Raw genomic sequence first — 23,093 nt, forward strand, 5'->3', positions numbered from 1 at the left:
GGTCGTTTCTTCATCGTTATCGCTTGCTTATTTGGAGAAACCAAACCGCACAAGCTCTGCCTTGAATAAAACAACCAATTTATCGCTGCAAAAACAATCACGAAAGATAAACAGCCCCTAATGTTTCGTTTCATTCTTAAAGTGATACAATCCTCGCAACTATTATAAGAACCAACAGTTATTGGAGTAGCAGACATGCTACTGATGATAGACAATTACGACTCATTTACGTTTAATCTAGTGCAATATTTTCAGCAGCTTGGTCAGCATGTTGAAGTGAGGCGTAATGATGAAATCACCATTGCAGAAATTGAAGCTTTGCAGCCTCAATATTTGGTTATTTCACCGGGACCCTGCACGCCTAATGAGGCTGGTGTTTCTCTTGAAGCTATTGAGTATTTTCAGGGGAAACTTCCCATACTCGGTGTGTGTTTGGGGCATCAAGCTATAGCGCAAGTATTTGGTAAACAAGTGATAAGAGCTGCACGAGTGATGCACGGTAAAACCAGTGATATTACTCATGCAAATAACAGACTATTTGATGCGTTGCCAAATCCATTAACCGTGACGCGTTATCACTCGTTATTAGTCAATGAGTTGCCCGATGAGTTCGAACTGGATGCATGGTTTGACTCTAATGAGTACGGGCAGGAAATCATGGCGATGAGCCATAAAACAAAACAAATATATGGTGTGCAATTTCACCCTGAGTCTATTTTGACTGAAAAGGGGTTGGAGTTGCTCGAAAATTTTTTAAAACAATAAAGGAAGCCGTATGAAACTGCTAAGCCGAAATCTCGCTTTAGGTACTTTGAGTTTGGCGATTCTCTCTGCGTGTGCAACGACTGCACCTAAAGCGCCAGAGACGAGTGTTATTGCAAATCAAACTGCACAAATTGATTTGGTTGCTCCGCCTAAAGTCGGACAGAAGCTCACCTTAAAACAAATTATGGCTAACCCAGATTGGATGGGGATTTTAGCAAAAAGAGCTTATTGGGCTGACGATGGTCATTCGATCTTTTTCTCACGTCAAGCGCATTCAGCTCCAACGTCAGATTTCTACGAGCAAGCATTAACGGGACCAGCAAAGAAATTAAGCCTATCTCAACTGCATTTAGCTGATCAACACGGTGGTGTGTTTAATGCTGAGAAAACAAAGAAAGCTTACATTTACCAAGGTAATGTCTTTGTTAAAGATTTGACCACTGGCCGCGTGATTCAAGTTACTCGTCAAAATAAACGTATCAGTGGTGTTCGTTACCTAACAAACGGTGATCTTGCATACTGGCAAGGCGGGCAGGTTTTTCGCATTCATGGTTTAACGGGGTTAATTGAGCAAATTGCTGATCTACAAATGGCCAATAAACCAAAAGGTGTCACTGAGCCAGAAGGGTATATTGCTCAGCAGCAACATCGTTTAATCAAATACGTAGCCAAGGTTCAACGAGACGCCCAAACTCGTGAAAAGTATAACCAAGATCTTGCTAAAGCTGACTCAACAATTGCTCCTAGAGCTTGGTTCTTAGGTAAAAATAACCGTATTGCTACGCAAAGCCTCTCTGCCGATGGTCGATATATGTTTGTCGCTTTAGTCGATAAAAATTATAAGTGGCGCAGTGAGCATGACATCATGCCGAATTATCTAGGCCAAGATGGATATATTGATGCGGTACCTGCTCGTGCACGTGTTGCTGAAGATAAATATCCTGGACAAGATTTTGTCGTTCTCGATTTAAAGACGCACACTAAGCATCCTGTGACGATCGAAGGTTTAACAGGTTATAACGAAGACGTTCTAGCAAAAGTTAAAGCAGAAAATGCAAAAGCTGAAGGCAAAACGTATGAGTCAAAGAAAGCGCCTCGTAAGATACGTTTAATGCAAGATTGGGGCTGGAGCCAAAGCCCAATCCAGTGGCATAGCACTGAAAATAAAGTGCTTGTCATGGTTGAGGCTGTTGATAATAAAGATCGCTGGATTGCCAGTGTTGATCTGAATAATGGCAAGTTTAAAACTGAAGACCGTTTGCATGATGATGCTTGGATAAACTACACGCACAACCAATTTGGTTGGATAGGTAATACTGAGCAGTATTATTTCTTATCTGAAAAATCAGGTTACTCACAACTTTACTTAAAGTCGGAAAGCAAAAAAGCTAAGCCTCTGACTCAAGGTAAGTACGTGGTGAGTGAAGTCACCATTGGTCCTAAGAATCAGTATTTGTATTACAAAGCCAATAAGACACAACCAGGTATCTACAACGTGTACCGTGTTGATATCAAAACGGGTAAAGATGAAAAGCTGACGGATTGGAAAGGTACTCTAGATTATAGCCTAAGCCCAGAAGGTGATGCTTTATTACTGACAGCATCAACTCGTACTCAGCCAAATGAACTGTACGTTCAGAAAATTGGTGGTGACTTAAAGCAATTAACTCACTATACCAGCAAAGCATTCTCTCACTACAAATGGCAAGCACCAGAAATCGTTAAAGTGAAATCTAGTCATGGTGCTGGTGATGTTTATGCACGTGTTTATGTCCCTGAAGGATATGATCGTAATAGCAACAAAAAATATCCAGCGGTGATCTTTAACCATGGTGCAGGTTACTTACAAAATGCCCATTATGGTTTCTCTGGCTACTTCCGTGAATACATGTTCCATAACTTGCTAGCGCAGCAGGGCTATGTGGTAATGGATATGGACTATCGAGGCTCTAAAGGTTACGGACGTGACTGGCGTACGGCGATTTATCGTAATATGGGACACCCAGAGGTTGAAGATTTAGCTGATGGCGTAAAATGGATGGCAAGAAACGCTCACGTTGATGCTAATCGTGTCGGTACTTATGGTGGTTCTTACGGTGGATTCCTAACCTTTATGGCACTGTTCAACGAGCCAGACTTATTCCAAGCGGGTGCAGCGCTTCGTCCTGTAACCGATTGGGCACATTACAATGCGCCTTATACGTCTAACATTTTGAATACGCCGGATGTTGATCCAATTGCCTATGAGCGAAGCTCTCCGATTGAACATGCTGAAGGCCTTAAAAAGCCATTATTGATCATGAGTGGTGTATTAGACGATAACGTGTTCTTCCAAGACAGTGTTCGCCTTGTTCAACGTTTAATTGAACTTGAAAAGCCAATGTTTGAGACGGCAATTTATCCGGTAGAACCTCATGGTTTTATACAACCATCAAGCTGGCTAGATGAATATCGTCGCATTTATAAGTTATTTGAGCAAAATCTTAAATAATCATTGCTGACTGATTTTAAGGCTTCCAACGGGAAGCCTTTTTACTTTCAAGCTTCTAGCAACTAGAATCTCGTAAAGGATGAGGATAAGTCCGAATATGAATCAATCGGGAGTAGTCAGTGGTTTTTAAAGTGGCGGGCGGAATGAAGCCTGGTGCCATCATCGAAATAGAAAAGCGCTTTTATCAATTATTGATTGTTGGCAAACATAAATCTTCGTGGGCTGGTGATGAGCTCGGCGAAGACTTGCTTGATGCGGCCAGTAAGCTTGAAGTCGAACAGCAAGCATTACGTGAGCGCATTGAAAAACAACAACAACAGAAATCAGTATTTGAGGCTGTTTCAAACCAGCTGCTTACGACGATCATTAGTGAAATGGAGCATCAGCTGGATTCGACTGACAGTTTGATTGCTGAAAGTCCGGTGTCGAATACCCAATGGTTACTGCTTGAGCTACTTCATTCCAAAAAATTGGATATGAAGCGATTATTATTGGTGGTGAAAAACACCTCATGGTTAAATCAAGATTTAGTCAATCTTGTGAACAGCCCTGCATTTCGACAAAGTCGCCCTCAAAGCACAGACGTTCAATTGTCAGATTTAAAGCTTGTACTTAACTACATTGGCATGGAACAACTCAAGTTTCTTATCCCTTACTTCTGTATGCGTCATTGGTTACCAAATAATCACGCAACGATTTTGTGGATCACAAGGAAGTATTGGCGTTTCGCTAATATGGCAGCCATTGCAGCGAGAGCTTTAGCGCAATTACATGAAGAAAAAGAAGAGGACGAAAGTCTGATCTTCACGCTCACATTAGTGAACCTAATGGGCAGTTCATTAGTGCTTCGCAAATGTGCTCAGGTTTACGAAGGCACCAGAGGTAAGTGGCTTAGAGAGGCAAGTGAGAGTCGCGATAAAAACGTTTACGATGCTGTACTTGCAACAGAGTTTCCGACCCAGCAAGTTTGTGATCATGTACTTCAAATGGGCAGCATGGCTAACTGGCAAGTTCTACAATTACACGGTTTTGGCAACAGCAAATTGCAAAAACACATTAAGGAAATGGATCAAACTTTGAATTTTTCTGACTTGACTAAGCAAAGTGCAATTGCTCTTAAAGCGACAATATATGCCAAAGTACTTTTACTGGAAGAACAGAATCAAATTGATCCTAGAGAAAAAAAGATGCTCTTCGATTACTACGAATTTAGCGAACAAGAAATTATCAGGCTAAAAGGTAAGAACTTCCGTAAGCAAGATATTTTGTAATTGATTATTTAGCGATATCAAAGAATATCGCTGTAATTAACTCGAAGCGACTCTCGCTCGCTTCAATCAAAACGTCAGTCCCTGCGGGTAAAACAAAGGCATCATTGCTACTCAGCTGGTACGGTTTCATATCTTGGTTATTCGTTAACACTATGTCGCCACTTCTGATAAAGACAAATGCAGTTGCTGACGGTTTGAATGTCATAGCACATTCGCTGGCAGCAGACTTAAGAGTTTGTATTTCGACCAAGCCGCTTGTGGCTTTACCTATCCCTGTATGTTGCAGCAGCATAGTTGAGTCTGCTTGTGCGAGCCACTGCGTTTGTGATTCGATATGATGCACAAATTGAGTGCCAGAAAAGCACCGACTTGGATTAAAACTGTTATTCGGTAACGTCATATTATGGTCAAAACAGGTGAGATGACTGGCAGGAAGACTCAGTTCTAAGACTTCGAGCTCATCACCAGACTCTAATACTCGATGACGAATTTCTGGTGGTTGAATCACACAATCTCCAGCACTAAAAATGAATGGTTCACCTTGGTCTTCATAAACCACTTTTACCCAGCCTTTGAGGCAGTAAATGAGCTGAAATTCAACTTTATGATAATGTACTGAATCAGGTACTGGGCCTCCCTTAGGGATCCGAATGTGTGATGCGATGATCCTTCCACGCAGGCGTTCAGTAATTAAATCACGATAGAGCATCCCAGCTCGGCCAGTTATCCAATTATCATTATCTTTAGCTTGATTAACACAGAAGGCTATCGGAGTGTTTTTTGCTTCAATTTTGCTTGGCTTACGAAAGGTAATTTGTGTGCCATTAGGTGCAACTAGCGAATCAGAGTCCAATCTACTCATCACTTCCTCGGTTACATCTATTACGATAGCGGAGGAAGGGGCATCACATTGAGTATCAATTTCAAGTTTAATGCCAAAACCGGATAGAACCGCTACTCTAGGGTTATCAGCTGGATAGATACTCTCTAATTTAAAATTGAGATGTTGAATAAAGAAAGCAATGTTACCATTTAAGTCCTTACTGGGAAGTAAAATATCGGCATACATAATTGGAGTTGAATCTTCAGTGTTAAGCAATTTCAGCCACTACATTGATAAACGATGTTTAAATATTGAACTCCAGATGAATGTTTTGCAATCCTTGTTCAGCCAAGTTTAATGGTATGGTATTTTAAACTTATGCATTAACAGATTGAAATCGGTGATTCTTTATGTCCAGTTGGCAAGCCAATATTCTCAACTTAATACTCTCCTATGTAGCGAAGCCGTCGATCAGCCGTGGTAAATCAAAAGTGCCAATATCAGAGGTACGGAAACGTATGTTGAACTTGGATCAACGCTGGAAAAGTTGGCCTAAAGATTTAACCAGCGACGGACTCGAGTTATCGAACTGCCGTATGCTTATTTACAAACGCAAAGGTGCAACGAATCCGCCTAAGGCAGCATTATTTTATGTTCGAGGAGGAGGCTTTTGCTTTAAAACACCTAATTCTCATGCTCATTTTATTACTGATGTTATGCATAAGTGTGATTTAGATGCCTTTATTCCTGATTATCGGTTAGCACCAGAGCATCCATTCCCTGCCTCTATTGATGATGTGCTTGAAGCCTATAAAAAATTGACCCAATTGCACCCTGAGCTACCGATTATCGTGATGGGAGATTCTGCAGGCGGTAATCTAAGTGCCTCATTGTTACTCGATATCAAGCGATTAGGTTTAACTCAGCCTAAAGCTTGTGTGTTGATCTCTCCAGCATTAGATCTTGCATTACTCGGGGATGCGGAAGAAACGCTAGCTTCAGAAGACCCGTTTTTTACCGTTGAATCTTTGTTTCGTTTAAGAAGTGCTTACCTCGATGGACAAAACCCGATGAATGAGAGGGCATCACCAATTGTGGGTGACTTTAATGGAACGCCTCCCATCATGGTATTTGCAGGTACAAAAGAATTACTGTTGCAAGATTCTGTTCGCCTTGTTAATAAGATTGAGCATGAAGGCGGCCAAATAATAGGGCACTTCTACCCAGATATGCCACATGTCTTTCCATTGTTTGAAGTTTTGCCTGAAGCAGCAAGAGCAAGAAAGCAAATCTATCGATTTATTAAAGAAAGCCTCCCTGTTTAAGTGACTAAGATATCACTCTTTGTGCGTTTAAAATCATTGTTGTTCAAGTGTTTGCATTATGAAAAATAATTGTGATTAATTATGCATAAAAATACACCTATATGCGATTCATAAATTCATATATGCAGTTTTTTATGCATCAACCGTTTAAAAAGTGAATAATTCATGTTTTAAAACTGGTATTTAGATCACACTTTGAATCATAATGAGAGCAATTTAAACAAGCGAATCGCCACTAGAGTAATCTAACTATCAGAAAAATAGGTGATTCTTCGCAATGGTGAACATTGCAAATAATAACAAAGGATAGATTGTATGAGCGGTAACAAGAATCTTACTAGAGCCCAATTCGACGAAGTAATGGTGCCTAACTATGCACCTTCAGCAGTAATTCCTGTTAAAGGTGAAGGCAGTCGCGTTTGGGATCAAGAAGGTAAAGAGTTCATCGATTTTGCTGGTGGTATTGCAGTAAACTGTTTAGGTCATTGTCACCCTGCACTTACTGGTGCATTGCAAGAGCAAGGCAACAAGCTTTGGCATCTAGCTAACGTTATGACTAACGAGCCTGCATTAGAGCTTGCAACTCGCCTTACAAGTTCTACTTTTGCTGAAAAAGTTTACTTTGCTAACTCTGGTGCTGAAGCGAATGAAGCTGCACTTAAATTAGCTCGTCGTTATGCACTTGACAAATTTGGTGCTGAAAAAGATCAAATCATTGCTTTTGATAAAGCGTTCCATGGCCGTACTTTCTTTACTGTAAGTGTTGGCGGTCAAGCGGCATACTCTGATGGTTTTGGCCCTAAGCCACAATCAATTACTCACTTGCCTTTCAATGACGTTGCAGCACTAGAAGCCGCAATTTCAGATAATACTTGTGCAATTATGCTTGAGCCTCTTCAAGGTGAAGGCGGTATCATCGATGCTGATCCTGAATTCCTAAAAGCGGTTCGTAGCCTTGCTGATAAGCACAACGCATTAGTTATTTTTGACGAAGTACAAACTGGTGTTGGCCGTACAGGTGAATTATTTGCCTACATGAGCACTGATGTTGTGCCTGATATTTTAACTTCTGCTAAAGCACTTGGTGGTGGTTTCCCTATCGCTGCAATGCTTACAACTACTGAAATCGCTAAGCACCTTAAAATTGGTACTCACGGTTCTACATACGGCGGCAACCCGTTAGCATGTGCGGTAGGTAATGCGGTTCTTGAAGTAGTAAATAACGAACAAACACTCGCTGGCGTTAAGCAACGTGAGCAAATGTTCCGTGAAGGACTAACTAAGATCAATGATAAGTACGACGTATTCTCTGAAGTACGTGGTAAAGGCCTATTAATCGGTGCAGTTCTGAACAGCAAGTTTGAAGGTCGTGCACGTGATTTTCTCGTTGCTTCTGTTGGTGAAGGTCTAATGAGCCTTATTGCTGGCGCAAATGTGGTTCGTTTCACTCCATCATTGGTTATCCCTGAAGCGGATATCAAAGAAGGTTTAGAGCGCTTTGAGCGTGCTGTAGCAAAAGTTGTTGCAGGTTAAGTTGAAAAACTAGGCACCCAACAAGTTGTGCCTTTTTGTTGTGTCCACTTAATTAACCACGTTTGGAGGACTTAAGATGTTAATCATTCGTCCAATTCGACATTCAGATTTAGCGGCATTATTGCGGATAGCTGAAGAGTCGGGTCACGGATTTACGTCTTTACCTGTCAATGAAGACTTGCTTCGCAATAAAATTGCGAGAGCAGAAGCATCCTTTATAAAAGACATTGATAAGCCTCACGATGAAGGCTACTTAATGGTGCTTGAAGACACTGATACTGGCGAAGTTGTTGGTACTTGTGGACTTGAAGCAGCTGTTGGCCTAATTGATGCGTTTTATCACTATCGTGTTGGTACCGAGGTTTATCACTCAGAGCAAATCGATGTTCATAATAGTGTTCAAACCTTAACACTTTGTCACGATTACACTGGCGCTGCCGAACTTTGTACTTTGTTCTTGAGAGATTCATACCGTAAAGATAACAATGGTCGTATGCTTTCTCGAAGCCGTTTCTTATTCTTAGCACAACATGCGCACCGCTTTGGCGACAAAGTCATTGCAGAAATGCGTGGTGTATCAGATGAAGCAGGTAATTCACCATTTTATGGTTGGTTACAAGAGAATTTCTTAGGCATTGATTTTGTCAAAGCGGACTATTTATCTGGTTTAGGGCAAAAGGCCTTTATGGCTGAAATGATGCCACGTAACCCAGTTTACACATGCTTGTTGCCAAAAGAAGCGCAAGAAGTGATTGGTGTGGTTCATGATAAAACTCGCCCAGCATTAAAATTGCTTGAAGCGGAAGGTCTGCAATATCGTGGCTACGTGGACATTTTTGATGGTGGCCCAACGGTTGAGTGTGAACTTGAAAACATTCGCTCTGTTAAAGAAAGCCGTCTATTAACTATTCGTGTTGGCCATACGCCAGCATCAGAATCAAAATTCATTATTTCAAATACCAAGTTAGCCGATTATCGAGCAACATCAGCTTATCTGTCTGTTTCAGAAGAAAGTGATGATGTTGTGATAAGTCCTCAATTAGCTGACGGTTTAATGGTAAATGAAGGCGAGCAAATTCGCATACTTGCAATGTAAGTTGCGATTTAAGCTTGTGAGTAAGGTATTAAAAAATGACACAGTTTATTAATGGTCAGTGGGTTGCTGGCGAAGGCCATGAAATGGCTTCAACCAACCCTGCAAATAAAGAAACGGTATGGAGCGGTGTAAGTGCGACTCCTTCACAAGTTGACACAGCTGTTGAAGCGGCACGTGCTGCACAGTTTGATTGGTTCATGCTTGGTCTTGAAGGCCGTTTAGCGATTGTTAAAGCTTATCGTGATGCGCTTGAAGCGAATAAAGCTGAAATCGCAGAAACGATTGCACAAGAAACGGGTAAACCTCAGTGGGAAACCGCAACTGAAGCTGGCGCAATGATCGGCAAAATCGGCCTTTCAGTAGCAGCATATAACAAGCGTACTGGTCATTCTGAAAGTGATATACCAGCTGGCCGTGCCGTTTTACGTCATAAGCCTCATGGTGTGGTTGCTGTGTTTGGCCCTTATAACTTCCCTGGCCATTTGCCGAATGGCCACATTGTTCCTGCATTACTTGCGGGTAACACTGTTGTGTTCAAACCATCTGAGCTTACGCCTAAAGTTGCTGAATTGATGTTGAAAACTTGGGAACAAGCAGGTTTGCCAAAAGGTGTGATTAACTTAGTGCAAGGCGAAGTTGAAACGGGTAAGGCATTGGCTTCTCACCCGCAACTCGACGGTTTGTTCTTTACTGGTAGTTCTCGTACTGGTCATATTCTGCATGAACAATACGCAGGCCATCCAGGTAAAATTTTAGCGTTAGAAATGGGCGGTAATAACCCATTGATCGTTAAGGGCGTAGAAGACACGAAAGCAGCTGTTCATGAAATCTTACAGTCAGCTTACATCTCAACGGGTCAACGTTGTACTTGTGCTCGTCGTTTATACGTTGAGCAAGGTGAAGCGGGTGATAAGCTAGTCGCTGAGTTAACGAATGCAGTTAAGCAAATTCAAGTTGGCCCTTGGAACATGCTACCTCAACCATTTATGGGGTCAATGATCTCTGAAGGTGCAGCCAAAGGTATGGTTGCAGCTCAAGGAAACTTAGTCGCAATGGGCGGTAAGTCTTTAGTTGAGCTTAAACATCTTGAAGAAGGTACAGGTTTAGTTTCTCCTGGTCTAATTGAAGTAACTGATGTTGCTGAATTACCAGATGAAGAATACTTTGGCCCATTGCTGCAAGTGGTTCGTTACACAGAGTTTGATGACGCAATCAATATGGCGAACAATACCAAATATGGTCTGTCTGCTGGTATCTTGGCAGACAGTCGTGAAGATTACGACTACTTCTTAGCTCGTATTCGTGCAGGTATCGTTAATTGGAACAAGCAAATTACTGGTGCCTCTGGTGCTGCGCCATTTGGTGGCGTTGGTGCTTCAGGTAACCACCGTGCGTCAGCATTCTATGCAGCAGACTACTGTGCTTACCCTGTAGCTTCCGTTGAAGCCGATAGCGTAAATCTGCCTGCTTCATTAAGCCCAGGTTTATCGCTGTAACGACAATATTCCTCTACAAATAAGGCAAGCGTTAGCTTGCCTTTGTAACATTTAAGAAAGGGAAACCTTATTTTTAAAAGTTACAAAGCATCTGATTTAAAGGAGTTAAAGATGCACTCTGATGTAAATTCATTGTTTGAAGCACTGTGGCAAGATTATGTTGAAATGACACCCTCTGCTGCTAAAGTTCAGAAACTTTTAGGCAAAGGCGAAGCGATCATGAATGATCATGTTGCTTTCCGTACCTTCAACATCGCTAAGGTTAACCTTGATGTTTTAGCTGAACATTTACTTGTTCTAGGTTACAAACCTTGCGGCGATTACAAATTTGAAGCGAAAAAACTAAAAGCTAAGCACTTTGAACATCCTGATTCAACGCAGCCAAAGGTATTTATCTCTGAGTTGCTAGTTGAAGAGTTCAGTGAAGAAGTACAAACCATCATCAAAGGTCTTGTTGAGCCTATAGAAGTTGAAGCTACAAAGGCTGAAAACTTCTTATACTCTGGTCGTCACTGGAGTGTCGATTTTTCAACTTACGAGCGCCTACTTGAAGAAAGTGAGTATGCGGCTTGGGTTGCTGCATTTGGTTACCGTGCAAATCACTTCACTGTTTCAATTAACCATTTACCTGGTTATGACACTATTGTTGAAGTTAACCAAGCACTGAAAGACGGCGACTTTGTTTTAAATAGTGCAGGCGGCGAAATCAAAGGTTCGAAAGACGTTCTACTTGAACAATCTTCAACGATGGCTGACAAAATCAACCTTAAGTTTGCTGATAAAGAAGTGGAAATTCCAAGCTGCTTCTATGAGTTTGCACTTCGTTATCCAAAAGCAGATGGTGAGATTTATACAGGTTTTGTTGCTGCGTCAGCAGATAAAATCTTTGAAAGCACTAATGCTAAGTAATTGCTTGTTTCATAGGGCTTGACGCAAAGTTAAGCCTCTATGTTAAATTTAAATACATATCGACCATTCGCCTTTACCTAAATCTTTTTAACTCCAGCTGAGTGAACCATTTTATGAATACTGGTTATAAGCTCATTCTTCTTTTATAGCTTAAACCGCACTTGAACTTTATCACAATTTAGACTCTATGATTGTAACCAGAAGAAAGGGTTAACGCATTTTGTAAAGCAATATTGCTACCTTCGGAGGGGAAGTTATTTTAACGGTGCAGCCAACATTTTGATCGAATTTTACTTTCTAAAAATTAATGAACATTAATTTTTTAGTTCTTTTTATTAGTTGTAAGATGCCAAGTATATTTAAAGATTTGCGTGGGGACATACTTATGGCGGCAGTAAATAATAGAGATGTAAGAAATATAGAATACGACCATTTAGGTTCACCGTTGGAGCATACTGCCGTAAAACCAGAATACAAACACTATCAACAAGAACCATCAAGAACACAATCTACATTTCTTCAACAAGGTGAACGTCCATATCTCATTCTTGAACACAATAATATCTCTAATGAAATGTATCAAAAGCTGGGTGTTAGTCGGGAGAATAAAATACACTTCGAACAACTTATAAAGACTTTAGATAGTAAGATGTCAAGTGACGATGAGTTGTACATGTCTGTAGTTTGTTTGCCCGACTATTTACCAGAGGCAAGAGATAGGTTGAGATTTGAAAAGAGTAATCCTCAAAATAAAGTCGCAAGTAATCGATATGCCTTAGTTTATCGAACTAAGACAGGGGAGGACGTTGTTTTAGCAGGGCTTTCTGTAGGAAATGCGGGTAACTTTTTTTATACGTGTGAAAATGTTGTAAAGCTATCCGAAGATAAAATTAATCAATATCAAGTTAATACGCAAGATAATCAATCATCAAAAATAGCACCCAAAAAAAGTGATTCCACAAAGACTTTTCATCAGAAACAATCAGGTGAAAATAAAGATGCAAGTGCTGTGCAAACGTCTAAAGCTAGCCTAGCAAGAAAAAATGAATTTAAACCTATGAGATGGTTTAGGGACACACTCTTTAATTCTAAAAAAGAATACCAAGCATTTGAACAATCGGAAGTTCCCTCGCAGACTCATGGAGCTACTTACGTCAACCCAGATACAGCACTAAAAAGTGACAATATACCGAGGTCTCGTTTACTACCTGAAGATAACGGTTTTGTTACAGTTGAGGCTAGTGATCTTGTTTTTGTGTCTCAGAAACGAAAATCATCCTCAGTAAAACCGACAGAAAAGGCGCCTGATTTTCATGCTACATCATTAAATAACTTAGTAGCTTGTGAAAGGCACTACGGTATCCCCTCTGGGGCTTTACTCACCTACCCCGAAGGTATCTACCCGAAAGGCATCAAAGGTTGGTCTGAAGAAAAACGACTTGTAGTGAACCAAATTAGATTGGAAACTGCTAGAAGAGAGCTGAAAAAACTGCATCTTCCTTGCCATTTAATGGAGTCACATATATCTGATTCTTTAGGGGTGTTGCTCGGTGATTACCCTGCATCAGTTAAAAATCTTATGATTGGAAGGTTAAGCCAAATCGGAAGGTTTTGTGGTCTCGAAGTGACACTTGAAAAATTGGATATTGAAAACGAAAATGGATCAACATTGATATTAGCATTAAAAATAAACAATAAAGTTTTCATGGTGCCAGTCATTGAAATGGCTAATACACAAGAAAACATTGTTAAAGGTATTGATGAAGTAGCAAATTGGGGAGGTACTCTAGATAAATACATGCCTAAGAGGCAAGGGAAACAAGACATGTCTATAGTCAATTACAAAGGCCTTAGACCTGAAGCTAAGGGTAATGACAAATATTATGAACAACAGTTTCAAGTCGCAACTGTTGAGAGTGTTATCCATGATCTTATTTTAATGAGTTCACCCTCTTGTTCATGGGTGAAACAATTTAGCGCCTATATGAGCCTATATTATTTTTGTAAATCTTTTAAAATTGATATTAAATTCGACAACTCACGGTTTGAAGCTACTGGTCATATTCATGTGCTGGGGGCAGGCGTTGACTTAGAGTTAAGCAGAGAACTCTCAATGCATGTTTTCGGTGTAAAAAGGTTACAAAATTTTGAGGATATGCCTAGTAAATGGGTTCTTCAACCGCAGCAAAGTCGTTTGCTCGAGTCATTGAAAACGGAGAGTATGCGTATTTTGGATGACATAGATATGTCGTGTATTTCTAAAGAGTTGTTATTGAAAATGGAACAAGAATTACCATTTGGCATGAATTGGGCAGATGGTCTCAAAAATGTTAAAATAATAAGAACTGAATTTTTAAAAGCTTTTGAAGCTTTGTTAGGTAGCGCTGATGCCAAAGAAAAACATATGGCTGCAATTGGTGTGAAGGTATATGGGGAGGAAGTCGCAAAAATACTCGCAATACACAGTATTGCAAGAAAGTTAAAACAGTCAGAAAAAGAATATGTAAGAGAAGTGCAAGGCGATCATGGGAAAACTCAAGGTGGAAAAGTGGTCTCGTCTAAATTGCGACAAGCGGCATTAGATGAATTGAAAGTTCAGTTAAAAAGTATTAGTGAGCTTTTTTACATAAAAGGGGAGCTGAGTGAGTCCGACAATGGTGACATGTTAAATGTAACCTACAGAATAAAAGTTGGTGACTATACAACTGTCATTAAATGGCCTGTTTCTAAATGTGTTGATGAATTTGGTTGGTCGTTTACTAAAGGGATGGGTAAGGGCAGCCCAATTTTCAGAGAGCAATTACTTCGGGAGTTATTTCCAGACGGGTTTAATGAAAATGAATTAAAACTTTAACTTTTGATTACTCTATAGTACTCGCTTTTGTAATAATTTTAATAGTATAAATCTTAACTTTACTAGTAATTTGTATGAAGAAGGGCTACTTACTTTCTTATAAGTTTGTTCTATCATTGACGATAACCAATTTGAATGTTTACTTAAATTAATTAACAGCATCAAGGCGTCGTTGCCATAATACGTTTGCTTTTTAAATTCAGCTAACATACCTTTGTTTAAATCAAAGCCTTGTTGTCGATAGTAGTCGAGTTGCTTCTCACTTAAGCTGCGAGCATCAATCAGCGTTAATTCAATGCCTTTCTTTTCAATAATTCTCTTTAAAGCAAAATGCTTACAGAAGGGACATTCACCATCATAAATTACTTTAATTTGATCAATTGTTTTCATTTTCTATTCAACTCGAACTGTTTGATTGATTATAGGCTTGGGTTAAAAAGCATTAAACCTAGAAACATCAGTTGAACGCTTTGTAGACCGATAATACCAATTTCTGTAATGGGTATAACTCTCTAGAAAATAGAATGTTACTTAACTAACTGACTTCACCTTTAGTGTGAAACGCTTCATGCTCACAAGTTCGCTAAAATTGCCGCTAGCTGTCTTGGAACATTTGCAAATAGAGTAACTTCTTGCTGCACGTTTTGCCTTGCTATCAACAATTTTTTCTGTGCTCGAGTACGTGCCAATTGATGTTTCTAGGCTAAAGAGTCGATTTTGAGTAAGAAGTTTTTTCATCACGTTGAAATTAAACTTTCCAAAACATCAGTAAGTAAAGCGTTAAAAGTTAATTGTATAAAGAATAAGCATTCAGGCTGTTATATTACATTTTTATATAAATAATAATTAACTGTTCGTTTTGAGGTTTCTGTGTAATTTTGAGCATCATTAAACTTTCATGAAGAAAAAAATGGCATTACCTCAAGCTTCTTCCAAGCCTATTTACCAGTTTGAAATGCAGCCGTTGAAGGAGAGTAGGAAAGAGCAATCCCGAAATTCACAAACGGTTACGCTTTCAGGTAAACCGTTTTTTGCAGACAAACCTGACGATGACATATTAGAGATATGCTTATCTTTTCATAGTAGGCATCCTTCTAAGGCACTTGTAAAAGAAAAACAGGTTGAACTCCAGGAAGTCAGACGAAAAGTTAGAGTTCCTTATTCAGTTATAAAGCTGGCTGAAAACTTGTTACTCATCAGAAGTACATTGAGTGAACATGTTTATAGTACCCGAAGTAAAATGTTAGCCCATGATACGAATAAGGCTGCCCCGGGAGAGAAACCGTTAACCCATTTTGAGTATCAACAATATCTAGGAAGAATCGAAACTAAATTAAGAACAGCTGAAATGGCGTGTCATTCACAGTTAAAACGAGAGGGTAAAAAAATCGAAATAAATGCAAAAACTTTACTGACATATACGGAAAGAAAACGAGATGAAGCTGTAAAGAAAGTAATGAAAAATGAAGTTAAGCCTCACGATCGTGGTTAACAAAAGTAATAAATTTAGAAAGTGGAATTCTTACATAACCAATCTTGAACGAAATAGCAGTATTCGTGTAACAGCTATGCTAGAATCGCTAGTCATTTTTTAAATAACTGATGAGTAAAATAGTCTTATGTCAGATAAATACACCACTGTTGAGCAGCAAGCAAGCTATGGTATTGGTTTACAAATGGGTCAGCAACTTGCTGCACAACCATTTGAAGGTTTGGAAATTTCTGCAGTACAAGCTGGTTTAGCAGCTGCATTTTCTGGTGAAGCAAGTGAAGTTTCTCATCAAGACTTAGAAGCGGCGTTCAACGAAATTAACTCAAGAATGCAAAAAGAAGCTGAAGAAAAAGCAGAAGTTGCTGCAGCTGAAGGCATTAAATTTTTAGAAGAAAATGCTAAGCGTGAAGAAGTTATTGTTACTGATTCAGGCCTTCAATATGAAGTTCTTAAGCAAGGTGAAGGTGAGAAGCCTACTGTTGATTCAACAGTTCGTACTCATTACCACGGTACATTCATCAATGGTGAAGTATTCGATAGTTCTGTAGTTCGTGATCAACCAGCTGAATTCCCTGTATCAGGTGTAATTGCTGGTTGGACTGAAGCATTACAACTAATGCCAGTTGGAACTAAACTTAAGTTATTCGTTCCTTCAGAATTAGCATACGGTGAGCGTGGCGCAGGTGGTTCTATCCCTCCACATTCAGCTCTAGTTTTCGAAGTTGAACTATTAGACATTCTTTAATATTTCTGTGCTTTTAAGCACAGATCAGTTACTGTAAACGCCAATATTTTATTGGCGTTTTTTTTCGTTTGAAGAAAGGTAAATAACATGAGTAGCAAAGTTCGTATCGCATTAGTTGGCACTACTGGACGAATGGGCCGCGTATTAGTAGAGGCAGCTAAACACGATGAACACATTCAATTAGGTGCGGCGATCGAACGGCAAGGTTCAACGTTAATTGGTGCAGATGCTGGGGAGTTAGCTGGCGTTGGTACTTTACATGTTGCTGTCAATGATTCCTTAGACGCCGTTCGTGATGACTTTGATGTACTTATAGATTTTACTTCTCCTGAATCAACGATGAAGCATATACAGTGGTGCCAACAAAATCATAAGAGTATCGTTATCGGTACTACAGGATTTTCCGATGAGCAAAAGCACATGATTGCTGCATCGGCTAAAAATACTCGCATTGTACTCGCGCCGAACATGTCTGTTGGCGTAAACTTGATGTGGAAGTTACTCGAGACTGCGGCGCAAGTTATCGGTGAACAATCAGATATCGAAATCATTGAAACTCATCATCGCCATAAAAAAGATGCTCCCTCAGGTACAGCCCTTAAAATGGGCGAGGTGATAGCAGAAACATTAAATCGCAATCTCGATGACTGTGCTGTTTATGGTCGTGAAGGAATAACAGGCGAACGTGATCGAGAAACCATTGGTTTTTCAACCGTGCGAGCGGGTGATGTTATCGGTGATCACACAGCTTTGTTTGCAACGTTAGGCGAGCGTTTAGAAATTACTCATAAATCTTCAAGCCGAATGACTTATGCAACAGGTGCAATGCGTGCAGCACTTTGGTTGGTGAATCAACCCGAAGGCCTTTATGATATGCAGCAAGTATTAGGCTTAAAATAAATAAGCAAGTCAGATAGTTCGTTTCCATACTTTTGACAATGTCAGCAAAAGTATGGAAACGAGATATGCACCAGAATAATCTCCCTGCCATTAATATTTTCGACGCTTTACAACAATAAAAAGATACCACTGGTACTGGCCTACTCAGAGCTCACCTTGTGGATTATGCTGTAACTACTTTCGAAATGTCGCCAAACCGTCCCGCAACAACCCACTATCATAACTTTGGAGATTTTGATTTTTTTGTGATCATCAAAGGAAGTGGGCAATTGGTAAGCATTCACCAGAGGGGTATTGACAATCTCAAACTCCCGTTTATTGGCATTTATAACTACAAGCTTGCCATTGTTTTGTGACACAAGTACCACCCCGCAAGTAAGTTTCACTGTTTATTTGAAAAGTCAATACGGGGCTGGTGAATGGTTACGGCAATTGCATCTCGCTCAAGTCGAAGACGATAAAATCGTGCCGGGTTCCGAAGAAGTAAAACCGCTTCAAGTAGGAGACTTTTGTGCCGTGAATCCTTATAACGAATCAAGTGTTCTAGAAATAGTACTCTCTTTTCTGAAAATCAGGTTTTTACAGTGTAAATGGGATGGTTGCATTTAAGTTGTTAATTACATTTACTTTATTGTTTTTAGTACAGACGATAACAAATACCAAAATCAGAGTGGTTTTTTGCAACATATTGATATTTTTGAATTTATTTAAGTGCTTTTTTGTCGAGAATTATGGCGGTAACGAATTGTCAAATCTGTGGATCAAGTCACACTTTTAATGTAAAATCTGCGCAATTTGCCAAAATTTCAATATTTTTTGAAATTTGGTAATGAAAACAGAATTAAAAATAATTATATTTCAGTAACTTGGCTCTTTCGGAGGTCGTGTTGACACAGTCTGCCTTACTCGTACTCGAAGATGGAACCGTTTTTTCTGGCACATCAATCGGTGCTAACGGTTATTCCGTCGGAGAAGTCGTTTTTAACACTTCCATGACAGGATATCAAGAAATTCTAACGGATCCTTCATACTCTCGCCAAATCGTCACTCTTACTTACCCTCACATTGGAAATACCGGAACTAACTCAGAAGATGTTGAATCAGAGCATATTCATGCTTGCGGTTTTATCATTAGAGACTTGCCATTGATGGCAAGTAACTTCCGAAATGAACAATCATTGAGTGACTACCTTAAAGCAAATAATGTTGTGGGTATTGCAGATATTGATACTCGTAAACTTACTCGTATCCTTAGGGAAAAAGGGGCTCAATCAGGTTGCATCTTTGTTGGTAAGCCAACACAAGAGAATATTGATAAAGCACTGGATCAAGCGAAAAGCTTCCCAGGTTTAAAAGGCATGGATTTAGCCAAAGAAGTGACTACTGAGCAGTCTTATCCTTGGCGCAATGGTAGCTGGCGTTTAGTTGGCGGTCACCCATCAGATACACCAGAATCAGAACTTAAATATAAAGTTGTAGCTTATGATTATGGTGTGAAACGCAACATATTAAGAATGTTAGTTGACCGTGGTTGTGACGTGACTGTTGTACCCGCTAAAACCCCTGCAAGCGAAGTCTTGGCGATGAATCCAGATGGTATCTTCTTATCCAATGGTCCAGGCGATCCTGAGCCATGTGATTATGCTATCGAAGCCATTCAAGATATTTTAAAAACTGATATTCCAGTATTCGGTATTTGCTTAGGACATCAGTTGCTTGCTCTGGCCAGCGGTGCACAAACGCTGAAGATGAAATTCGGTCACCACGGTGCTAATCATCCTGTTAGTGATATTGAGAAAGGTACAGTGATGATCACCAGCCAAAACCACGGTTTTGCCGCTGATGAAGCAACACTACCTGAAAACATCAAAGTAACGCATAAGTCACTGTTTGATGGTTCATTGCAAGGTATTCACTTAACGGACAAACCTGCGTTTAGTTTCCAGGGGCACCCTGAGGCAAGTCCAGGGCCACATGATTGTGCACCGTTGTTCAATCATTTCATCGAATTGATTGAACAAGCTCGTTTGAACAATAAGTAGTATCGAGGATAAGAGACAATGCCAAAACGTACAGATATCAAAAGTATCTTAATCCTAGGTGCTGGTCCGATCGTTATCGGCCAAGCCTGTGAGTTTGATTACTCTGGTGCTCAAGCATGTAAAGCACTGCGTGAAGAGGGTTATCGAGTTATCTTGGTTAACTCTAACCCTGCAACCATTATGACTGATCCAGAAATGGCCGATGCTACTTACATCGAGCCAATTCAATGGGAAGTTGTGCGTAACATCATCGCTAAAGAGCGTCCTGATGCCGTATTACCAACTATGGGTGGTCAAACCGCTTTGAACTGTGCACTCGAGCTTGAAGCTAAAGGCGTATTAGAAGAATTTAACGTTGAAATGATTGGCGCCACTGCCGATGCGATTGATAAGGCAGAAGATCGCAGACGTTTTGACGAGGCAATGAAGAAGATTGGTCTTGAATGTCCTCGTGCTGACGTGGCACATAATATGGAAGAAGCTTACGCTGTTGCAGAACAAGTGGGCTTCCCATGTATCATCCGTCCTTCGTTTACCATGGGCGGTAGCGGCGGTGGTATCGCATACAACAAAGAAGAGTTCGAAGAGATTTGTTCGAAAGGTCTTGAGCTTTCTCCAACGAATGAGTTGCTGATTGATGAGTCATTAATTGGTTGGAAAGAGTACGAGATGGAAGTGGTTCGTGATAAAAACGATAACTGCATCATTGTTTGTGCGATTGAAAACTTCGACCCAATGGGTGTTCATACTGGTGATTCAATCACAGTTGCACCAGCACAAACGCTTACTGATAAAGAATACCAAATCATGCGTAACGCCTCGATGGCGGTATTGCGTGAGATTGGTGTTGAAACCGGTGGCTCGAACGTACAGTTTGGTATCAATCCGAATGATGGTCGTATGGTTATCATCGAGATGAACCCACGTGTTTCTCGTTCTTCTGCTCTGGCTTCAAAGGCAACGGGATTCCCGATTGCAAAAGTTGCCGCTAAGCTAGCTGTTGGTTATAGCCTAGATGAACTGATGAATGATATTACCGGTGGGTTAACACCTGCATCGTTCGAACCATCGATTGATTATGTCGTCACAAAAATCCCACGCTTTAACTTTGAAAAGTTTGCTGGTGCTAATGATCGTCTGACTACACAGATGAAATCTGTGGGTGAAGTGATGGCGATTGGCCGTACTTTCCAAGAATCATTACAAAAAGCACTTCGTGGCCTTGAAGTTGGAAAATCTGGCTTTGATCCAGTTGTTAATATTGACGATCAAGACGCAATTTCAAAAATTCGTTATGAACTGCAAGACCCTGGTTCTGAGCGTATTTGGTACATTGCCGATGCATTCCGTGTAGGTTTGTCAGTCGATGCGATCTTCAAACTGACACAAATTGACCCTTGGTTTTTAGTGCAAATTGAAGATTTGATTAAGCTTGAATCAGAACTTCAAGACCTGTCGATTGTTGAACTTAATGAGGGGCTGCTTCGCAAACTGAAACGCAAAGGTTTTGCTGATTCCCGAATCGCTGAACTATTGCGTGTAACAGAACAAGACATTCGTAAGTTGCGTAATAGCTTAGAGGTACTACCTGTTTATAAACGTGTAGATACCTGTGCCGCTGAGTTCTCAACAGATACTGCTTATATGTACTCGACTTATGAAGACGAGTGTGAAGCGATGCCATCTGACAAAGATAAGATCATGGTGTTAGGCGGTGGCCCTAACCGTATTGGCCAAGGTATTGAGTTCGATTATTGCTGTGTACATGCAGCGTTAGCTATGCGTGAAGATGGTTACGAAACCATTATGGTTAACTGTAACCCTGAGACCGTATCAACGGATTATGATACTTCAGATCGTTTGTATTTCGAACCTGTTACGCTAGAAGACGTACTTGAAATCGTTCGTATCGAAAAGCCAAAAGGTGTGATCGTTCAGTACGGTGGTCAAACACCACTTAAATTAGCGAAAGCCCTTGAGAAAGAAGGTGTACCCGTAATTGGTACAAGCCCTGATGCAATTGACCGTGCAGAAGATCGCGAACGTTTCCAAGTTGCTGTTGAAGCGTTAGGCCTTAAGCAGCCAGAAAACGATACCGTTACTACAGTAGATGGTGCAGTTAAAGCCGCTGAACGTATTGGTTATCCATTAGTTGTTCGTCCATCTTATGTATTGGGTGGTCGTGCGATGGAAATCGTTTACGATGAAACGGATTTACTGCGTTACTTCAAGGAAGCGGTGAAAGTCTCTAATGACTCGCCTGTATTGTTGGATCACTTCTTAGATAATGCGATTGAAGTTGATATTGATGCGGTTTCTGACGGCAAAGATGTGGTTGTTGGTGCAATCATGGAGCACATTGAGCAAGCGGGGGTTCACTCTGGTGACTCTGGTTGTTCTTTACCGCCGTATAGCTTAAGTGAAGATGTCCAAAACCGCATGCGTGAATATGTGCGTAAACTTGCGTTGGAACTTGGCGTTGTTGGCTTGATGAACGTACAGTTTGCGGTTAAAGAAAACGATATCTATATGATTGAAGTGAACCCTCGTGCCGCAAGAACGGTGCCGTTTGTATCAAAAGCGACAGGCGTACCACTAGCGAAAATTGCTGCACGTGTTATGGCTGGCCAAAGTCTTGCTGAGCAAGGTTTCACGAAAGAAGTGATTCCTGAGATGTTCTCAGTAAAAGAAGTGGTTCTACCATTTAATAAGTTCCCAGGTGTTGATCCCTTGTTAGGCCCTGAAATGCGCTCAACCGGTGAAGTAATGGGAACAGGTGTCACTTTCCCTGAAGCTTATGCTAAAGCGCGTTTAGGTGCGACGTCTGAAGTACCTAAGTCAGGTCGAGCATTGCTTTCTGTTCGCAATAGCGACAAAGAACGTGTTGTTAAGCTGGCTAAAATGATGATTGAGCTTGGATATGAGCTTGATGCGACACATGGTACTGCTGTAGTGCTTGGTGAAGCAGGTATTAACCCTCGTCTGGTGAACAAGGTGCATGAAGGCCGTCCACACATTCTTGATCGGATCAAGAATGGTGAGTACACCTATATGGTGAACACGACAGAAGGTCGTCAAGCGATCGAAGATTCTCGTCAATTACGTCGTGGAGCACTGCGTCATAAAGTGAATTACACAACGACATTGAACGCTGCATTTGCCGCCTGTATGGCGCATAGTGCAGATGATCGGAATACCGTTCGTTCAGTACAAGAGCTACATGCTCTTATCGGCTAACTGAATCACTCGATTTCAGAATCTATTAAAAAAGCTGCTTAATTGCAGCTTTTTTGTTTCTTTTCTAAGCAAAAAATCAATTTTAGGATCATACTAATCACAAGTATTAAACCT

Annotated in this window: 16 protein-coding genes; 14 read left to right on the top strand and 2 right to left on the bottom strand. The window is 40.5% G+C overall.

Annotated features, from left to right (window positions below):
• The first annotated feature begins 195 nt into the window (after positions 1-195).
• The 3 genes from JQC92_RS05680 to JQC92_RS05690 all read left to right on the top strand — a co-directional run bounded on the left by JQC92_RS05680 (position 196) and on the right by JQC92_RS05690 (position 4,527).
• Positions 196-765, top strand: a complete 570-nt coding sequence (locus JQC92_RS05680) for an anthranilate synthase component II (RefSeq protein WP_204998739.1) — start codon at positions 196-198, stop codon at positions 763-765.
• Between the two features lie 10 nt (positions 766-775).
• Positions 776-3,256: a prolyl oligopeptidase family serine peptidase gene (locus tag JQC92_RS05685; protein ID WP_204998740.1), complete on the top strand. Its 2,481-nt coding sequence runs from the start codon at positions 776-778 to the stop codon at positions 3,254-3,256.
• A 119-nt stretch (positions 3,257-3,375) separates the two neighbouring features.
• A complete protein-coding gene (locus JQC92_RS05690; RefSeq protein ID WP_204998741.1) occupies positions 3,376-4,527 on the top strand; it encodes an HDOD domain-containing protein in 1,152 nt (383 codons plus the stop codon).
• 4 nt (positions 4,528-4,531) lie between these two features.
• On the opposite strand, the gene JQC92_RS05695 is transcribed toward JQC92_RS05690, so the two are convergent.
• A complete protein-coding gene (locus JQC92_RS05695) occupies positions 4,532-5,626 on the bottom strand; it encodes a cupin domain-containing protein (RefSeq protein WP_204998742.1) in 1,095 nt (364 codons plus the stop codon).
• A 134-nt stretch (positions 5,627-5,760) separates the two neighbouring features.
• Between JQC92_RS05695 and JQC92_RS05700 the strand changes: the two genes are divergently transcribed.
• From JQC92_RS05700 to JQC92_RS05725, 6 genes are all read left to right on the top strand, one after another.
• Complete coding sequence (locus tag JQC92_RS05700) at positions 5,761-6,675, top strand: alpha/beta hydrolase (RefSeq protein WP_204998743.1); 915 nt, start codon at positions 5,761-5,763, stop codon at positions 6,673-6,675.
• A gap of 315 nt (positions 6,676-6,990) precedes the next feature.
• Positions 6,991-8,208 (top strand): aspartate aminotransferase family protein, encoded by a 1,218-nt coding sequence (locus JQC92_RS05705; RefSeq protein WP_204998744.1) that lies wholly within the window; start codon positions 6,991-6,993, stop codon positions 8,206-8,208.
• 76 nt (positions 8,209-8,284) lie between these two features.
• Positions 8,285-9,304 (top strand): arginine N-succinyltransferase, encoded by a 1,020-nt coding sequence (gene astA, locus JQC92_RS05710; RefSeq protein WP_204998745.1) that lies wholly within the window; start codon positions 8,285-8,287, stop codon positions 9,302-9,304.
• A 35-nt stretch (positions 9,305-9,339) separates the two neighbouring features.
• Complete coding sequence (astD, locus tag JQC92_RS05715; RefSeq protein ID WP_204998746.1) at positions 9,340-10,800, top strand: succinylglutamate-semialdehyde dehydrogenase; 1,461 nt, start codon at positions 9,340-9,342, stop codon at positions 10,798-10,800.
• 111 nt (positions 10,801-10,911) lie between these two features.
• Complete coding sequence (locus JQC92_RS05720; RefSeq protein ID WP_204998747.1) at positions 10,912-11,709, top strand: DUF1338 domain-containing protein; 798 nt, start codon at positions 10,912-10,914, stop codon at positions 11,707-11,709.
• 307 nt (positions 11,710-12,016) lie between these two features.
• Entirely contained in the window at positions 12,017-14,563 is a 2,547-nt protein-coding gene (locus tag JQC92_RS05725) for a hypothetical protein (protein ID WP_204998748.1), read from the top strand.
• Positions 14,564-14,575: 12 nt separating this feature from the next.
• Here JQC92_RS05725 and JQC92_RS05730 read toward each other — a convergent pair whose 3' ends face one another.
• A complete protein-coding gene (locus tag JQC92_RS05730) occupies positions 14,576-14,953 on the bottom strand; it encodes a DCC1-like thiol-disulfide oxidoreductase family protein (RefSeq protein ID WP_204998749.1) in 378 nt (125 codons plus the stop codon).
• A gap of 520 nt (positions 14,954-15,473) precedes the next feature.
• On the opposite strand from JQC92_RS05730, the gene JQC92_RS05735 reads away from it, so the two are divergent.
• The 5 genes from JQC92_RS05735 (at position 15,474) to carB (ending at position 22,979) form a co-directional block, all read left to right on the top strand.
• Entirely contained in the window at positions 15,474-16,055 is a 582-nt protein-coding gene (locus JQC92_RS05735) for a hypothetical protein (protein WP_204998750.1), read from the top strand.
• Positions 16,056-16,182: 127 nt separating this feature from the next.
• The gene (locus JQC92_RS05740) at positions 16,183-16,800 is read left to right on the top strand and encodes a BamJ family beta-barrel-assembly machinery protein (RefSeq protein WP_204998751.1); all 618 of its coding nucleotides are present in this window, start codon (positions 16,183-16,185) and stop codon (positions 16,798-16,800) included.
• Between the two features lie 87 nt (positions 16,801-16,887).
• A complete protein-coding gene (gene dapB / locus JQC92_RS05745) occupies positions 16,888-17,700 on the top strand; it encodes a 4-hydroxy-tetrahydrodipicolinate reductase (RefSeq protein WP_204998752.1) in 813 nt (270 codons plus the stop codon).
• Between the two features lie 887 nt (positions 17,701-18,587).
• A complete protein-coding gene (carA, locus tag JQC92_RS05750; protein ID WP_204998753.1) occupies positions 18,588-19,742 on the top strand; it encodes a glutamine-hydrolyzing carbamoyl-phosphate synthase small subunit in 1,155 nt (384 codons plus the stop codon).
• Positions 19,743-19,760: 18 nt separating this feature from the next.
• Positions 19,761-22,979, top strand: a complete 3,219-nt coding sequence (gene carB, locus JQC92_RS05755; RefSeq protein WP_204998754.1) for a carbamoyl-phosphate synthase large subunit — start codon at positions 19,761-19,763, stop codon at positions 22,977-22,979.
• The last annotated feature ends 114 nt before the right edge of the window (positions 22,980-23,093 follow it).

Origin of the sequence: Parashewanella hymeniacidonis, assembly GCF_016900895.1 — a bacterium.
Classification (GTDB): Bacteria; Pseudomonadota; Gammaproteobacteria; order Enterobacterales; family Shewanellaceae; genus Parashewanella; species Parashewanella hymeniacidonis.

Coding starts and splice junctions, on each gene's coding strand:
- JQC92_RS05730 (WP_204998749.1), bottom strand. CDS start 14,953: ATGAAAACAATTGATCAAATTAAAGTAATTTATGATGGTGAATGTCCC.
- JQC92_RS05725 (WP_204998748.1), top strand. CDS start 12,017: ATGAACATTAATTTTTTAGTTCTTTTTATTAGTTGTAAGATGCCAAGT.
- carB (WP_204998754.1), top strand. CDS start 19,761: ATGCCAAAACGTACAGATATCAAAAGTATCTTAATCCTAGGTGCTGGT.
- JQC92_RS05705 (WP_204998744.1), top strand. CDS start 6,991: ATGAGCGGTAACAAGAATCTTACTAGAGCCCAATTCGACGAAGTAATG.
- dapB (WP_204998752.1), top strand. CDS start 16,888: ATGAGTAGCAAAGTTCGTATCGCATTAGTTGGCACTACTGGACGAATG.
- JQC92_RS05735 (WP_204998750.1), top strand. CDS start 15,474: ATGGCATTACCTCAAGCTTCTTCCAAGCCTATTTACCAGTTTGAAATG.
- JQC92_RS05680 (WP_204998739.1), top strand. CDS start 196: ATGCTACTGATGATAGACAATTACGACTCATTTACGTTTAATCTAGTG.
- astD (WP_204998746.1), top strand. CDS start 9,340: ATGACACAGTTTATTAATGGTCAGTGGGTTGCTGGCGAAGGCCATGAA.
- JQC92_RS05740 (WP_204998751.1), top strand. CDS start 16,183: ATGTCAGATAAATACACCACTGTTGAGCAGCAAGCAAGCTATGGTATT.
- JQC92_RS05720 (WP_204998747.1), top strand. CDS start 10,912: ATGCACTCTGATGTAAATTCATTGTTTGAAGCACTGTGGCAAGATTAT.
- JQC92_RS05700 (WP_204998743.1), top strand. CDS start 5,761: ATGTCCAGTTGGCAAGCCAATATTCTCAACTTAATACTCTCCTATGTA.
- astA (WP_204998745.1), top strand. CDS start 8,285: ATGTTAATCATTCGTCCAATTCGACATTCAGATTTAGCGGCATTATTG.
- JQC92_RS05685 (WP_204998740.1), top strand. CDS start 776: ATGAAACTGCTAAGCCGAAATCTCGCTTTAGGTACTTTGAGTTTGGCG.